The sequence below is a fragment of the Chryseobacterium sp. CH25 genome (assembly GCF_004119455.1).
Classification (GTDB): domain Bacteria; phylum Bacteroidota; class Bacteroidia; order Flavobacteriales; family Weeksellaceae; genus Chryseobacterium.
In genome coordinates this window covers 1,030,416-1,046,038 of record NZ_NRQT01000001.1, presented here as the reverse complement: position 1 = coordinate 1,046,038, position 15,623 = coordinate 1,030,416, and the positions used below count along the sequence as shown (strand labels likewise).

Below are 15,623 nucleotides of genomic sequence, written 5' to 3'. Positions count from 1 at the left end.
TGGTTCTGTACTCAGTTGTTTTCAGCTAACTCCTTCAGTTTCTGGTTCATCATGTGGAAACCGGCAACCGTGTTATCGAAATTAAAAAAAGGAACCATTATCCCTGAAAAATTTTCTGACTGAATAAATCGGGTAGTCCCATTTTTATTATCAATTAATTCAAAACGATGTTCTCCGTCAAATATCCCTTTAAATAATAATTTACCTAACCATTTGAGCTCTTTGTTTTCTTTTTTAGATAAGACAACAGGCTTGAAAATCATGGCTTTTCCATCTTTCGGCTCTATTTTAACCTCTATCTGTTTTCCTTCTTCTACAGATCCTTGTATCTCAGTGATAAAAGGATTCCAGGTTGGGTAATTCTTAAAGTCTGATAAGATTTTCCATATTTTTTCAGGACTGGCATGAATGGTAATTTCTGTTTCAATTTTCTTTGACATGATCAATGATTTTATAGGGACAAAGTTCGGGCAGAGAAATTGAAATCCACTTGACAAAAATCAAAAATTTCCTGAAGCAATTTTATTTCTGATTCTACTGAAAGTTTCAGAAGTCATCCCAAGCATTGAAGCAATATACTGCAAAGGAACCTGATTAAATAATTGTGGGTTTTCATTAAAAAATGACAGGTATCTTTCTTCTGCAGTCATAGATAAATGGCTATAAACCCTTGTTTCAATGGTGGTGAAGCAATGAACGATGAAATTCTTTTCTAAAATATGCCATTGAGGTATTTTGTTGCTTAGTTTTTCATAATCCGTCTTATGGATGGTATATAATTCTGTATCTGTAAGCGCTTGGATTTCCCATCTGGCTGGAGTATCAGACATAAAACCGGAAAGGTCTGTTACAAAATATCCGGGAGTTGAAATCCATTGTGTAATTTCTTTCTTTTCTGTTTCGCAGAAAATTCTTAAAAGGCCAGATTTTATGAAACTTAATTTTGTGCTTTTCTTTCCTGACCGCAAGAAGAAATCATTCTTTTTAAGAAGTTCTGGTTTAAAAAATGAAACGATGGTTTTTAAATCATCAGGATCAATATTCGTAAAGTAAGATGAGAGGCTTTGTTCAAAATCTGCATGTATTTCGGTCATAAGTCTTAAAATTATAAGTTTTCGGCATATCTGTTCAGAGAATTATTGTATCTCGGTAAATGCTTTGAAATTGCTTTTAATGCCAAAGATAAAGCTTCTTTATGCTTTCCGGAAGAGGAAAGAGATAATGCCAGAAAAGAATCAACAGCATCATTCAGTTCATCCGAATAATTGGCCTTTTCTTCTCTTAAGATATAAATACTTTCTTCTATTTTTCCATTATTTCTTAATGTACTAGCCAGCTGAATTCTAGCTCTCCTTCTTCGCAATCCGGATAATCCATGCTCTAATGCAGCTCTGTATAAAGGTTCTGCTTCCTGCTCATGTCCTGTAGAATCAAAGGCACATGCCATTTCAAAATCAGCAATAGCTTGTGAATTTGTAAGCAAGGTTACATGATTTTTGACTTGCAGAATAAATTCTTCATTGCTTATTGTTCCCAGTTTCTGCCAGATGCTCTGTAATTGATTTTCCCAGTTTTCATCCATGATAAAAGATTTTAAACAAAGATATAAAATATTGAAAGTGAGATGCTGCTTTATAATTCTTAAAATTATTATCATGTTATGAATTAGAAAACAGAATAAATATTTATTTTTGCTGAACTTAACAAAGATTAAAAAAAGATTAAAATATGGCATCAGGCTTTTTTGCAATTTTAGATGATATTGCAGCATTGATGGATGATGTAGCGGTTACCAGTAAAATAGCTACACAGAAAACAGCAGGAATTTTGGGAGATGACTTGGCTGTAAATGCAGAAAAAGCCACAGGCTTTCTTTCTTCCAGAGAACTTCCGGTATTGTGGGCCATTACCAAAGGCTCATTTATCAATAAGTTGATTATTTTACCTATTGCGTTTCTACTCAATTGGCTTTACAAACCTGCCATTGAGGTAATTCTTATCCTTGGAGGTTTATACCTTGCTTTTGAAGGGGTAGAGAAAATTATTGAATTCCTGTTTCACCGCTCTAAAAAAGGACATGAAGTAGTAGAGGAGAGCAAAGAAGATGAAGATTCTGAGGTTTCTGAAAAGGCAAAAATCAATTCAGCGATCAGAACAGACTTTATTCTTTCCATTGAAATTGTAATCATCGCTTTAGGATCTGTTATCCAGGAGAATCACCCATTGATTACACAGATTCTTACGGTTACTTTCGTTTCATTTATTGCAACAGTAGGTGTTTACGGAATTGTAGCCCTTATTGTAAGAATGGATGATGCAGGCTTTAAACTGATCAAAAAGAGTCATGATAAAGGATTCTTTTCCAAACTTGGACATCTTCTGGTAAAAGCTTTACCTGTAATCATCAAAATTTTAGGTGTGGTAGGAACTATTGCTCTGATCCTGGTATCAGGTGGAATTTTCGCTCACAACATTCACTATCTTCATGAATTGCTACCAACGTGGCCGGATATTCTAAAGGAATTCACTTTCGGAATGGTAGGTGGGTTAGCAGCAGTACTTGTTTTTACAGTAGGAAAAGCTGTTTATTCTTTGGCTACAAAAAAGTAATTGAAGCAAAATATTATAGTAAAAAACCTGTGCTATTTCAGCACAGGTTTTTTTTATTGAAGCTTGGATTTAATCAACTCAATGGCGGTTGTCATTTCTGAGCCAAACATACCTTTTGCCCAGAATTTGGGATTTTTTATTCGTTCCAGAATCAGAAAAAGAGCAAGACCCTCTTCCTGTGACCACCATTTTTTATTTCGTCTTACCCCTACCAATGCAGTATGCTCATCAAGCTTTCCACCCTGTGGATGAATAAGCCACCGATACATGGAATATTGTCCCAATCCTTCCATGGTGAGGAAAATATCATCCATTTCCGTAAGTTGTTGGTATTGGTCTTTAAAATAGGTTTTTTGTCTTTCATTATACAGACTTATTCCTTTTGAGAGGTATTTCCTGTCGAGTTCCTTACCAGTAACACTATTGTAAAGATGATCTATCTCCGATTGATACAGATCAACATAAATATTGTTTTTGCTGAAAATATTCTGAATCATATCATCATTGACCTCCACCCCGGATTTATTTTCCTTTTCAAATTGTGTGATTTTTTTTCCAAAGTTTTTCATTTGCTGAGAATGGGAAAACTCGTGGAGGAAAATACCGGTGGTCAGGTTATCCAATCCGAGTTCTTTACTTTCAATACCCATTTTTTTCCAGAAGCTGGGTAAAGGCATAACAAAAAATGCCTGATGCTGACCTGTCGGAATTTCTGCAGCAAATGACATAATTTTTACAGGAACAGAGGTTTTATCGGGTAAGGTAATAAGGTTATGATGAAGGGCTTTCTTCCAGTTAAGTTTAAGATTTAAAAGATCAAAACCTTTTATTGAGATCCCTTCCGGAATAGTAACTAAAGAGGTGGAGTATACATATTGATCATCAAAAAATACAAATTGTACAGGTTGAATTTCGTCAATTTTATAAATATCTGTATACACTAATGACCATGCTGAAAACCATTGTGGGATTACACGCTTGAATTCACTGTCTTCACTTTGCTGTCCAAATGTTTTTATTGAAAAAATAAGAAACAGAATAAGATATAGCACATTTTTCATTTGCAATCTGTATTTAAAGAGCTAATATACAAATTGATACAATAAAAAAGAGGCCTAAGCCTCTTTTTATATTAATTGAATAAATCTTTTACTTTATCAAAAAAAGTTTTTTCCTTTCCGGATGGTTCTGCAACCATTTCTCCGCTGGACATCTGCTTTTCAAAGAAGTCTTTTTGCTCCTTGGTAAGCTTTTGTGGCGTCCATACATTGATATGAATAAACATATCTCCTTTACCATAACTGTCAATGCTTGGAAGACCTTTTCCTGCCAATCTTAAGATTTTTCCGGACTGAGTTCCAGGATCAACGGTAATTTTCACTTTTCCACCTACTGTAGGAATTTCTTTTTTAGTTCCTAAAGCAGCTTCAGCAAATGAAACATACAGTTCCTGGTGAAGGTTGTCACCTTCTCTCTTAATGGTCTGGTCTACCTCTTCTTCAATGATTACTAATAAATCACCCGGAGTTCCACCAAATGGAGCATCATTTCCTTTTCCTCTTACATTAAGCTGGATTCCGTCTCTTGCTCCTGCAGGAATGTTAATTGTGATTTCTTCCTCATCCTTTACAAGACCCTGGGCATTAGCTCCCGCAGGAATTTTATCAGCAACTTTTCCAATTCCCTGGCAAGTACCACAAGTAGTCTGAGTCTGCATTTGACCAAACATCGTGTTCATCACTTTAAGTTGAACACCGGAACCGTTACAGGTAGGACAGGTTTTTGAAGTGGCACCTTCTGCCATCTTCATTTTTTTAACTTTAATGGTCTTGTGAGTTCCGTTTACCATTTCCTCAAGGTTCAGCTTGATTCTGATTCTTAAATTAGAACCTTTCACCTGCTGGCGACCACCGCCACCACCGCCAAATCCTCCGAAACCACCACCGAAAATATCTCCAAACTGACTGAAAATATCTTCCATGTTCATGCCGCCTCCGAAGCCTCCGCCTCCGAAACCACCATTTCCACCCATTCCGGCGTGACCGAATTGGTCATATCTGGCACGTTTCTGATCGTCGCTTAATACTTCGTAAGCCTCAGCAGCTTCTTTAAATTTTTCTTCAGCCTCCTTATCACCAGGATTTTTATCCGGGTGGAATTTGATGGCCATTTTACGGTATGCTTTTTTTATTTCGTCGGCAGATGCAGATTTGCTGATCTCAAGAACCTCGTAATAATCTCTTTTTGACATGACAATTTAATAATTGATTGTTGATAAATGATAAAAGATATTGTAAAGCTAATAAGTGAAACATTCATCAATTATCACTCATCATTATCATTATGAATTTTAGTTTCCTGTTACTACTTTTGCAAAACGGATTACCTTATCACTCAAAGTATATCCTGTTTCAATAACATCTACGATTTTCCCTTTCAGATCCTCAGATGGAGCCGGAATTTGAGTAATAGCCTCATGGAAATCTACATTGAAGCTGTCACCAGCATTCACTTCCATAGCTTTTAGCCCTTTTTCAGTAAGTTTATTTTTGAATTTCTGATAGATAAGTTCAACTCCTTGAAGATCAGATGGGTTTCCGTTTTTAGCGATTTCTTTTAATGCTCTTTCAAAATCATCTAAAACGCCCAACATAGAAACCATCATATCTTGATTGGCATATTGGAAGAATTCCATTTTCTCCTTAGAAGTTCTTTTTTTATAGTTTTCGAATTCAGCATATAATCTGATGTAACGGTCTTTTTCTTCTGCCAAAAGTTCCTCAGCAGAAGGAGTAGCTGTCACATTGTCCTGAGACGCTGCCTCATTCTGAATGTTGTTATCTTCCTGATTATTGATGCTTTCTTCGTTAATATCCTGATTTTCCATAATTCAATATTTATTTACAGGAATGATTCGCAAAGACTCTGCCAAAGGAAAAAACAGGACATTAAGGCAGAAAAAAGAAGGATGATGAATAGTGAATGAACCTATTCACTACACTTATGAATTTAGAATAATGCATACTCAATCGTTGACTTTATAAAACAAAAATTGACTATTGGCCATTCATTTCAATAATGGACAATAGTCAATTTTAAAAAGGAAATGATATATAATATTATTCTCCCGTAAAAGTCTGATACAGTAAGTACAGGTTTAAAACAATGATGATAATGGAAATAATCCATACACAAATCTTTAGGAATGGTTTGTTGACAAATTCTCCCATTTTAGCTTTATCATTAGTAAACATAACCAACGGAACTACTGCAAAGCTTAGCTGCATAGATAAAATAACCTGGCTTAAAACCAATAGTTCTGTCGTTCCCTGCTCTCCGTAAAGAATAGCAACAATAAGGGCTGGAATTACAGCAATAAGCCTTGTAATAAGTCTTCGTAACCAAGGTTTTAATTTAATATTTAAAAAGCCTTCCATGACGATCTGTCCTGCAAGTGTTCCTGTTAATGTAGAGTTCTGGCCGGATGCTAATAAAGCAATAGCAAAAGCAATACTTGCCATAGAAGCTCCCAGAATAGGGGTGAGCATTTTGTAGGCATCATGAATATCAGCTACATGTTCGTTTCCTGTCGTATGGAATGTGGCAGCTGCGAGAATAAGGATTGCAGCATTGATAAAGAAGGCCAGCATTAAAGATACTGTACTGTCTAATGTTGCAAATTTTATCGCTTCTTTTTTTCCTTCTGTGTCACGGGTATAATCTCTTGTCTGTACAATACTGCTGTGAAGATACAGGTTGTGAGGCATTACGGTAGCTCCTAAAATACCAATAGCAATATAAAGCATAGCCGGATTCTGAATAATCTCTTTTTGTGGAACCAAACCTCCCAGAATTTCATTGAATGCTGGCTTGGAAATAACAATTTCATACACAAAACAAGCCAGAATGATGAATATAAGCCCACCTACAATACTTTCAATCCATCGGAACCCTTTGGCCTGAAGTAAAAGGATAATTAAAACATCCACTGTTGTGATAACAATACCCCAGGTCAGCGGAATATGAAACAACAGGTTTAAAGCGATTGCAGAACCGATAACCTCTGCGAGATCACAGGCGGCAATAGCGATTTCACAGAATACCCAGAGAATAAAATTGGTGGTAGGGCTGAAGTGATCTCTACAGGCCTGAGCCAAATCTCTTTCTGCCACTACACCCAGTTTAACCGATAAGTGCTGTAAAACCATCGCAAAAATATTGGAGATAAGGATAACCGAAAGTAGGGTGTACCCAAACTGAGCCCCTCCGGCAATATCCGTAGCCCAGTTTCCCGGATCCATATATCCCACGGCAATCATTAGCCCAGGCCCGGCAAATGCAAGGTATTTTCTCCAGAAGCTGGCTTTTTTAGGTACTTTAATAGAAGAATATACTTCTGATAAAGAGTGTGATGTTTTATCTTTTCGCCAGGCGCTTTTTAAATTGAAATTCATAAATGTTAGAAATGACTAACAAATTTAATTAAATAAATGTAAACACAAAAATTGAGGCATAAAAAAATCCCGGAAATGACTTCCCGGGATTCAATTTTTATTGATTCTAAAGATTATTTAGCAAATCTTACAGACATTTTTCTGTCAGCAGCTCTTTCTGCATCAGAAGCTTTAGCGTCTACTGTAGCAAATTTACTTCCGTAACCTTCAGCTCCAAGTACTTGAGCACCAACTCCTGCTTTTGCTAAAGCAGCTTTGATGAAATCAGCTCTTGCCTGAGAAAGTTTTACGTTAGAAGCTTCATTTCCTGTTTTATCAGTATAACCACCGATTTTAACTTTTGCATCAGGGAAAGCTTTAAGAATAGCTACCAGATTATCCAGCTGTCCTTGTGATCCAGCCTCTAATTCTGTAGAGCTACCCAATTTAAAGTTAACATGGTCGAAATCGTACCATTGTCCTTCAATGCTGAATCATCTGCTGCATTTTTGTAACCATCAGTTTTCAGGAATGTAATCATCTGATCTTCCATACCACCTTTGTATCCTTTCAACATTACTCCGTTAAGATCAATGTTTTCGTCAGTTTTAACTGCAGGAGCAGCTGTGGTAGTTGATGTGGATGTAGTTGCAGAAGCCGTATCTACAGATGTTCCTGTAGAGTCTGAGGTAGAAGTCATTGTAGTAGTGGTTTGCTTCTTCTCACACTGTTTCCAAAGGAAATATCCGGCTGCGATTAATAATAAAAGCGGAAGCAACCATTTCCAGATTGAACCTCCGCCTTGATTATTGTTGTTATTTTCAAATTGTTCTCTTATTTCTCTTGCTCCTTCGCTTACATTTTCTCTTGCTGTAGCAACACCTTCAGCGATGTTGTCCTTAGCAGTAGAAGTTACTGAAGAAACTGTTTCTTTTGCCTGGCCAAACCAATTCTCTGCTCCTAATCCAAAGGAAGCTAAAGAAAGACCTGCCGGCAGTAAAGAAGAAATAATGCCTTTCTGATCATTCAGTAAGCCGGAAATACCTGAAGCACCCAAATTATTGTCTGCTGCATATTTTCCTACTGTGCCTACTGTAGCCCCGGTAACCAGGTTTAACAAAGAACCTGCAGAATTGTTGCTGATTCCCGAAAAACTGGCAATGGAGTTTACTAATCCGCCTATCTTATCTCCAAAAAGAGAAGATAATAAAGTGGTGATGATAGGGTTATTAGATGATCCACCTAATAAATTTCCTAAAATTCCGCTTGAAGAGGCTTTCGTAATAGCATCCACAACGCCAGGGTTGTCTGCGTTATTGGCTAATCCACCTACTACAGCAGGTAATAAGCCACCAATTGCTTTAGAAATTCCTGATTCGCTTTCCCCAAACTGCGAAGCAGCCTGTGAAACCAAAGCGGGACCTAATTGTCCTTTAATTAAATCAATGACATTTAAAGACATAATAAATTTTTTTAGATTAATGTTGAGATAAATTTAAACAAAAATCTGTCTGAATGTCATTTTTTTTCAATAATTGTTGAAAAATTAACGAATTTTTTTAAAATCGTTAAAATTATTAATACGCTTTTGCGAATAGTACACGTCTCTTAGATGGTTTTCCAGAAATCAATGAAATACCTTCTTCAATATCATCATCTAGAGGAATACATCTGATGGTAGCCTTGGTTTCGTCCTTAATCTGCTCTTCTTCTTCTGCAGTACCATCCCAGTGTGCATAGATAAATCCGCCTTTTTCTTCAAGAACTTTCTTGAACTCTTCGTAAGTATCTACTTTGGTGATGTTATTTTTTCTGAATTCAAAGGCTTTGTTGTAGATATCCTGCTGAATGGTTTTCAATAGCTCTTCAATATAAGTATCTAGCCCTTCAATAGAACGAACTTCTTTGGTAAGGTTATCTCTTCTTGCAATTTCTACAGAATTGTTTTCAAGATCTCTTGGTCCCATGGCAATTCTTACCGGAACACCTTTTAATTCGTATTCAGCAAATTTCCATCCTGGCTTGTTTTGAGTATCGTTATCAAACTTCACAGAAATACCTTTAGCTCTTAATTTAGCCTGAATATCTAAAGCCACTTCACTGATTTGTGCCAATTGCTCTTCACCTTTAAAAATCGGAACAATTACTACCTGAATTGGAGCCAATGTTGGAGGCAATACCAATCCGAAATCATCAGAGTGAGTCATAATTAAAGCACCCATCAAACGGGTAGAGGTTCCCCATGATGTTGCCCATGCATGTTCAATTTTTCCTTCTTTGTTCGTGAATTTTACATCAAATGCTTTCGCAAAATTCTGACCTAAGAAGTGAGATGTTCCTGCCTGAAGAGCTTTACCGTCCTGCATTAATGCTTCAATACAGTAGGTTTCATCTGCTCCTGCAAATCTTTCAGAAGGTGTTTTTAATCCCTGAACTACAGGAATTGCCATAAAGTTTTCTGCAAAATCTGCATATACTTTATTCATTTTTCAGCCTCTTCTACTGCTTCTTCTTTTGTAGCGTGAGCAGTGTGGCCTTCCTGCCATAAGAATTCTGCCGTTCTAAGGAACAGACGGGTTCTCATTTCCCAACGTACAACGTTTGCCCATTGGTTGATAAGGATAGGAAGATCTCTGTAAGACTGGATCCAGTTTTTATAAGTATTCCAGATAATTGCTTCAGAAGTAGGACGAACAATAAGTTCTTCTTCCAACTTTGCGTCCGGATCTACAATCAGTTTAGAAGGATTATTAGGGTCTGTTTTTAATCTATAGTGAGTAACTACAGCACATTCTTTTGCAAAACCTTCTGCATTTTTTCCTCAGCCTCAAATAAGCTCTTGGGCACAAAAAGCGGGAAGTATGCGTTAACGTGACCTGTTTCTTTGAACTTTTTATCCATTTCATCACGCATTTTTTCCCAGATTGCATAGCCGTACGGTTTGATTACCATACATCCACGCACTCCTGAGTTTTCAGCTAAATCAGCTTTTACAACCAGCTCATTATACCATTTGCTGTAATCTTCGCTTCTTGAGGTTAATTTTGCCATTATCTTTTAAAATTTTTTTAACTTTTGCACATTATTGTTATCTAAAAATAAAAATCTATTTTTGATAGATTTTTTAATCAGTATTGGTACATTTTTGGTACAGATTGCAAATATAATTTAAATTAAAAATTTTTACGTTATCATGAAAAGAAATATACATAAAAATTTGCTTGGTCTGCTAAAATCCAAAGGGGTGTTGGCAATATCAGGTGGATTGTTGCTTATGTCTTGTGGTGCTCAGATGGGAGGGTATAGCGAGACGGATGGGGTATATTATGACCCCAATAAGGATACGCTGCCGGAAGGAGTTATCATTAATGGTGGCGAAAACAGAGTAGGAGAGTATTACGACTACTATCAAGATTCTAATGTGATTCAGAATGCACAGACGAATTCCAAAGAACAGCAAAATAAATATAACGATTGGAGTGATGTGAATGCCAATTGGGGAAATGCTACCAACTCTGACTGGGGAATGTATGCAGGTTCTCAAACCAATTACTATGACAATTCCTGGGGATCTCCCTGGGGTTGGTATGGAGGATATAATCCATATTGGGGCTGGAACCGTGGCTGGGGCTGGGGTGCTGGCTTTTCATGGGGTTGGGGCGGATCATTCGGCTGGGGCTGGGGAAGCCCATACTGGGGTTATGGATATTCTCCTTACTGGGGCGGATACTATGATCCATTCTGGGGTGGTTATTATGGAAACCCATACTGGGGCTACGGAGGTGGCTACTGGGGCGGTTATAACAGACCTTACAGAAGAAGCGGAACAGATAGTGGATTCCGTAATTCAGGCATAAATAATGCTGTATACAGAACAAATACGGCCAGAAATAACAACGGATTCAGAAATAGTTCCGGTGGTGGTTTCAGAGATCAGACTTCCGGTGGGTTTAGAAACGGAAATTCCGGTGGATTTAGAAATGATAATTCTGGTGGTTTCAGAAATGGAAACTCCGGTGGATTTAGGAATGGAAATTCGGGTGGATTCAGATCTGGTGATTCTGGAGGATTCCGTAATTCTGCACCTCAATCACAACCAAGATATAATGGCGGTTTCAGATCCGGTGATTCCGGAGGGTTTAGAAACAATGGCGGATTTAATTCCGGTGGTGGTTTTAGATCTGGCGGATCATCTGGCGGTGGCGGCTTTAGAGGTGGTTCATCCGGCGGTGGCGGAGGTTCTAGATCCGGTGGTTTCAGATAATATTCAAATTCATAAAAAACTATTTTAAAAATAATGTTAAAAAGATCTTTAGTATTAATGAGTATTTCTGCTGCTTTTTTTGCGCAGGCTCAGGATATATCAGTGATTAAAAACTCTGCTGAGATTTATTCAAATTCTCCTAATATCGGTTCTTCCAAGTTTAATGCAATGGCAGGAGCTAATGGAGCATTAGGTGGGGATGCAAGTTCATTATTAACAAACCCTGCAGGTTTAGGTGTTGCTATTTCTGGAGATGCTTCAGGGACACTGTCTATCAACAGTAATAAAAATACCAGCTCATTGGCGGGGTCTTCAGTAAAGTATACCGTTAATAAAACAGATATTGGAAATGCAGGTGGAGTAATTGCTATTCCATTAATGTCAAAAACAGGTTGGAAATTCATCAATATTGGGGTAAATTATTCCAATCAGTCTATTGAGAATTATGTGGAATCTCCGGGAAATCAAAATATAACTATTCCTAAAAAACTTACAAAGGCTGGGGTTGATTATAATGCGAATATGTCTTATTTAGGCCATAATTACGATAGATTAGGGAATCAGTCTAAAATGAATATTGGTGTTGGGGCAAATTATGATAACCGTTTTTACATAGGGGCGGGATTAAATTTTCACTATGCCAGTATTGATCAAAGTGAACATGCTGCATTCGGGTTGGATTTAGATAATTCTGTAGATACTTATAAAAAGCAGTATACTCCTTATTCTGAGCGTTCCAATGGTTTCTCAGCAAGTGTTGGGGTTATCGGAAAGGTTAGTAATCAAGTGAGATTAGGGTTGTCTTTAGAAACACCGACTTGGTGGACTATTGACAGAGCATTTACTGAGTATTATGCTAATAAAGATGATAATAATAATATTTATTATCAGAACTATGGTGAGGACAGGTCATTTAGATCACCTATGAAAGCTACAGTAAGTGCGGCTTTTGTACCTAATAAAAACTTTGCATTAAATGTAGACTATACCTTAGGACTTACTAAACCAAAATATACGGTAAGAGGTGGAGCTGAAGCAGATTTGAATTCCTTCTTCAATGATCTTTACAAAAATGTATCAGAAGTAAAGGTAGGAGCGGAATATAGAATTCAGAGTTTCAGACTGAGAGGAGGTTATTCTTATGCTTCAAGTCCTTTTGATGCCTTTTCAATTAATGCATATAATAATGCAGGATCTATTAGCAATACCAACTATAGTGATATGATCTTAGGTTCAAGAAACACAATAGGAGCAGGTATTGGATATGATTTCGGGCAGTTTTATATAGATGCAGCTTATCAGAATATTACTTCTAATTATAAAAATCCGTTTTTATATGGTGATGCTGATGCGGGAACAGGGTATTACGGAGACTTCGATGTTGCGTCTCCAGCTTCGGTAGTTTCAGAAGTTAAAAACAGCAGAAATAATTTCTTTGTTACAGTAGGTTGGAAATTCTAGACATCCGGTAATAAATGATCATAAAATAAAAGCTCTGAATTTTAAAATTCAGAGCTTTTTTATGTTTAAAAATAAGTTTTTAATGATGATGGAAAAGATGCATTATAAGAGCCATTGAAACTCCTAATACTACAAGTCCTATCTTTATCCAGTCAATATTGTGATTCTTATTGCTTTCAAAAATAATCACCGATGAAATGTGAAGGAAAATTCCGCCTACAATAGCCAGAAAGTAAGGCTGAAGGTCCGGATTGAAATAATTTCCCAATAACATTCCCATAGGAGAAGCGAGTGCAAAAAGAGCGACAATTAATAGAGACGGATAAGATGATGAGCTTTTTGATTCTCCTTTTCTGTTGAATAAAAACGCACCAAGAATAAATGAAATAGGAAGATTATGAAATACAATTCCTAAAAGATAAGGAGATAATTCATGTTCTTCATTGGCTAAAGGAATTCCTTCAATAAATGCATGAATAAAAAGTCCTACCATTAAAGCCATTGGTAGAATATTATGCTCTCCATGATGATGGAAATGTCCGTGCTCAAAACCTTTGGTAAGTGCTTCCAGGATCATTTGCAGAAGAACTCCTGCAATAACAAATATTCCCAGACTGCTGCCTGCCGAAGAAGTATAAACTTGAGGAAAAACTTCATTCAGGCAGATTGTAATCAGGAAACCTGCACTTAATACCAACAGATTTTTAGCCAGTTTTTCTTTTTTACCAAAGTGTTTTCCCAGGAAAACTCCTGCTATTACACTTAAAATCAGTAAAAGTACTGTTATCATTATTTTTTCTTAAATAAATTGATGCAACGTGGGGAAGTTTCTTTATTAAAATCATTCAGCTGGTAATCTCCCCATATTTTTATCCTTTCAAAACCACATTCTGAAGCATATGCATGAATAGCATCCAATGTATGAAGTTTTACTTTTTCAAAGAAGTGAAAAGACTGACCTTCCGTTTCAAAATGAATATCCTTAATAACATGTCTGCCTTCGATTTTTTTCAGGATCTTAAAATCAATATCTCCACGGGTAATTACTGTTTCAGGAACCAGGGTGTTTCTTACATATTCTTCGTTCAAATAATCTAAAACGAAATATCCACCAGGTTTCAGGGCGTTGTATACAGATTGAAATACCTTTTGTCGTCATTTTCATTGTCAAAATAACCAAAACTGGTAAACAGATTGAAAACAGCATCCATAGGATCTGCATCAATAGGGTTTCGCATATCGTGAACCTGGAAAATCAGGGTTTGATTTTCATACTGTTTATCAGATTCAATACTTTGTCTTGAAAGGTCCAGACCTAAAACATCATATCCCAATTTGTTCAGGAAAACAGAGTGTCTTCCTTTTCCACAGGCAAGATCAATGATCCTGGATTGAGGCGGAAGCTGTAGGTCCGCAGTAAGTTTTGTAATGAAGTTTTCAGCTTCAGTATAGTCTCTGTTGCTATAAAGCAAATGATAATAAGGGGTATCAAACCAAGATTCAAACCATTCCATAATGCAAAAATAACTAAATTTGTGGTCTTAAAAGCAAAGTATTTTACAACATAGAAAGATTGAAAAATTCAATTGATCAATGAATTGGGTAGTTAATCTTTTAACTATTAATGCTTTAAAACTTTTATTTCAAAATTATGGACATAGAAAATCTACCAATACAGATCAAAACATTCTTTGGACTAGAGCAAATTCTGGCAGAAGAAATCAAGAAATTAGGGGGAAGAAAGGTTGAAGTGAAAAATAGAGCTGTTAACTGCGAAGGAGATCTTGGGTTTCTTTATAAGATCAATTATTCTGCGAGAACGGCACTAAAGATCTTAGTTCCGATTCATCAGTTTAAAGCTTTTAACCAGCATCAGTTTTATGACAGACTGTTTAAATTTGAATGGGATGAATTTATGGATGTAGATCAGTCTTTCTCCATTGATGCTACGGTGAATTCTGAAACCTTCAAGCATTCTCAGTTTGTTACTTTAAAAATGAAGGATGCTATTGTAGATTATTTTCAGGAAAAATATAAAAGACGTCCGAATGTAGAAACCAGAAATCCGGATATGAAGTTCCACCTTCATATTGATAGAGAGTTGGTGATGATTTCTTTGGATTCTTCAGGTGATGCTTTGTTTAAAAGAGGATACAGGAGAGAACAGGGAGAAGCGCCGATTAATGAGGTTTTGGCAAGCGGAATGCTGCAATTGGCAGGTTGGGACGGAAAAGGGAACTTCCTTGATCCAATGTGCGGTTCTGGAACACTATTGATTGAAGCGGCGATGATTGCTTTGGATCTTCCGGCTCAGATCTTCAGAAAAAGATTCGGATTCCAGAACTGGAAGAACTATGATGCTGAATTGTTTTCAAAAATTAAAGAATTCAGAATTAACAGGGTAAGAGAATTCAATGGTAAGATTGTAGGGTATGATATTGATGCAAGAATGCTGAATGCAGCGAGAATGAATGTGGAAGCTGCTGAAATGGAGGATGTAATTGAGATCAGAAAACAGAACTTCTTCGATTCTAAAAAGGATCTTTTCCCATTATTGATGGTATTTAATCCACCATATGATGAGAGAATTTCTATTAACGATGATGATTTCTACAAAAAAATAGGAGATACCTTTAAAACAAATTACCCAAATACATTGGCTTGGTTAATTTCATCTGATCTGGAAGCGGTGAAGAAAATTGGTTTACGACCTTCAAGAAAAATCAAACTTTTCAATGGAAAGCTGGAAACAAGATTCCTGCAGTATGAAATGTATGAAGGAACTAAGAAGGTGCATAAATTAGAAGATAAATCCTAAGTATAATATGTCTTGGAGTGCTTTTGATTTCATAGAC

The 15,623-nt window shown here is 36.6% G+C and carries 16 protein-coding genes and 1 pseudogene; 4 read left to right on the top strand and 13 right to left on the bottom strand.

Going from position 1 to position 15,623, the window contains the following annotated elements:
* Positions 1-11: 11 nt before the first annotated feature.
* The 3 genes from BOQ64_RS04600 to BOQ64_RS04590 are packed head-to-tail and all read right to left on the bottom strand — an operon-like array spanning position 12 to position 1,582.
* The gene (locus BOQ64_RS04600) at positions 12-440 is read right to left on the bottom strand and encodes an SRPBCC domain-containing protein (RefSeq protein ID WP_129058236.1); all 429 of its coding nucleotides are present in this window, start codon (positions 438-440) and stop codon (positions 12-14) included.
* A gap of 60 nt (positions 441-500) precedes the next feature.
* Complete coding sequence (locus BOQ64_RS04595; RefSeq protein WP_129058237.1) at positions 501-1,094, bottom strand: Crp/Fnr family transcriptional regulator; 594 nt, start codon at positions 1,092-1,094, stop codon at positions 501-503.
* A gap of 11 nt (positions 1,095-1,105) precedes the next feature.
* The gene (locus BOQ64_RS04590) at positions 1,106-1,582 is read right to left on the bottom strand and encodes a tetratricopeptide repeat protein (protein WP_129058238.1); all 477 of its coding nucleotides are present in this window, start codon (positions 1,580-1,582) and stop codon (positions 1,106-1,108) included.
* 146 nt (positions 1,583-1,728) lie between these two features.
* Here BOQ64_RS04590 and BOQ64_RS04585 point away from each other — a divergent pair, with 146 nt between their 5' ends.
* Positions 1,729-2,610: a DUF808 domain-containing protein gene (locus BOQ64_RS04585; protein ID WP_129058239.1), complete on the top strand. Its 882-nt coding sequence runs from the start codon at positions 1,729-1,731 to the stop codon at positions 2,608-2,610.
* A gap of 53 nt (positions 2,611-2,663) precedes the next feature.
* Here the strand turns inward: BOQ64_RS04585 and BOQ64_RS04580 are convergent, their stop codons facing one another.
* The 7 genes and pseudogenes from BOQ64_RS04580 to proS all read right to left on the bottom strand — a co-directional run bounded on the left by BOQ64_RS04580 (position 2,664) and on the right by proS (position 10,094).
* The gene (locus BOQ64_RS04580) at positions 2,664-3,671 is read right to left on the bottom strand and encodes a hypothetical protein (RefSeq protein WP_129058240.1); all 1,008 of its coding nucleotides are present in this window, start codon (positions 3,669-3,671) and stop codon (positions 2,664-2,666) included.
* Between the two features lie 71 nt (positions 3,672-3,742).
* Positions 3,743-4,861, bottom strand: coding sequence for a molecular chaperone DnaJ (gene dnaJ, locus BOQ64_RS04575; protein ID WP_065393720.1), 1,119 nt, complete (start codon positions 4,859-4,861; stop codon positions 3,743-3,745).
* A gap of 99 nt (positions 4,862-4,960) precedes the next feature.
* The gene (locus BOQ64_RS04570; RefSeq protein WP_129058241.1) at positions 4,961-5,497 is read right to left on the bottom strand and encodes a nucleotide exchange factor GrpE; all 537 of its coding nucleotides are present in this window, start codon (positions 5,495-5,497) and stop codon (positions 4,961-4,963) included.
* 232 nt (positions 5,498-5,729) lie between these two features.
* A complete protein-coding gene (locus tag BOQ64_RS04565; RefSeq protein WP_129058242.1) occupies positions 5,730-7,064 on the bottom strand; it encodes an Nramp family divalent metal transporter in 1,335 nt (444 codons plus the stop codon).
* A 113-nt stretch (positions 7,065-7,177) separates the two neighbouring features.
* Complete coding sequence (locus BOQ64_RS24680; protein WP_317127597.1) at positions 7,178-7,489, bottom strand: OmpA family protein; 312 nt, start codon at positions 7,487-7,489, stop codon at positions 7,178-7,180.
* On the bottom strand, positions 7,468-8,505 hold the full coding sequence (locus BOQ64_RS04560) for a DUF937 domain-containing protein (protein WP_317127598.1): 1,038 nt from the start codon (positions 8,503-8,505) through the stop codon (positions 7,468-7,470). Before BOQ64_RS04560 ends, BOQ64_RS24680 begins: the two co-directional genes overlap by 22 nt.
* Before the next feature lie 115 nt (positions 8,506-8,620).
* Positions 8,621-10,094 (bottom strand): annotated as a pseudogene (proS, locus tag BOQ64_RS04555) (proline--tRNA ligase).
* 142 nt (positions 10,095-10,236) lie between these two features.
* Here proS and BOQ64_RS24675 point away from each other — a divergent pair.
* Both BOQ64_RS24675 and BOQ64_RS04545 read left to right on the top strand, forming a co-directional pair.
* Complete coding sequence (locus BOQ64_RS24675; protein WP_164975750.1) at positions 10,237-11,307, top strand: prolyl-tRNA synthetase; 1,071 nt, start codon at positions 10,237-10,239, stop codon at positions 11,305-11,307.
* A gap of 33 nt (positions 11,308-11,340) precedes the next feature.
* Positions 11,341-12,768 (top strand): OmpP1/FadL family transporter, encoded by a 1,428-nt coding sequence (locus tag BOQ64_RS04545; RefSeq protein WP_185147058.1) that lies wholly within the window; start codon positions 11,341-11,343, stop codon positions 12,766-12,768.
* 79 nt (positions 12,769-12,847) lie between these two features.
* On the opposite strand, the gene BOQ64_RS04540 is transcribed toward BOQ64_RS04545, so the two are convergent.
* The 3 genes from BOQ64_RS04540 to BOQ64_RS24665 are packed head-to-tail and all read right to left on the bottom strand — an operon-like array spanning position 12,848 to position 14,282.
* The gene (locus tag BOQ64_RS04540; protein WP_129058388.1) at positions 12,848-13,555 is read right to left on the bottom strand and encodes a ZIP family metal transporter; all 708 of its coding nucleotides are present in this window, start codon (positions 13,553-13,555) and stop codon (positions 12,848-12,850) included.
* Positions 13,556-13,557: 2 nt separating this feature from the next.
* Positions 13,558-13,857 carry a hypothetical protein gene (locus BOQ64_RS24670; RefSeq protein WP_317127599.1) on the bottom strand — a complete coding sequence of 100 codons (300 nt, stop codon included), beginning with the start codon at positions 13,855-13,857 and terminating at the stop codon, positions 13,558-13,560.
* 29 nt (positions 13,858-13,886) lie between these two features.
* Entirely contained in the window at positions 13,887-14,282 is a 396-nt protein-coding gene (locus tag BOQ64_RS24665; RefSeq protein WP_317127601.1) for a class I SAM-dependent methyltransferase, read from the bottom strand.
* A 137-nt stretch (positions 14,283-14,419) separates the two neighbouring features.
* Here BOQ64_RS24665 and BOQ64_RS04530 point away from each other — a divergent pair, with 137 nt between their 5' ends.
* Positions 14,420-15,586, top strand: coding sequence for a class I SAM-dependent RNA methyltransferase (locus BOQ64_RS04530; RefSeq protein ID WP_129058243.1), 1,167 nt, complete (start codon positions 14,420-14,422; stop codon positions 15,584-15,586).
* The last annotated feature ends 37 nt before the right edge of the window (positions 15,587-15,623 follow it).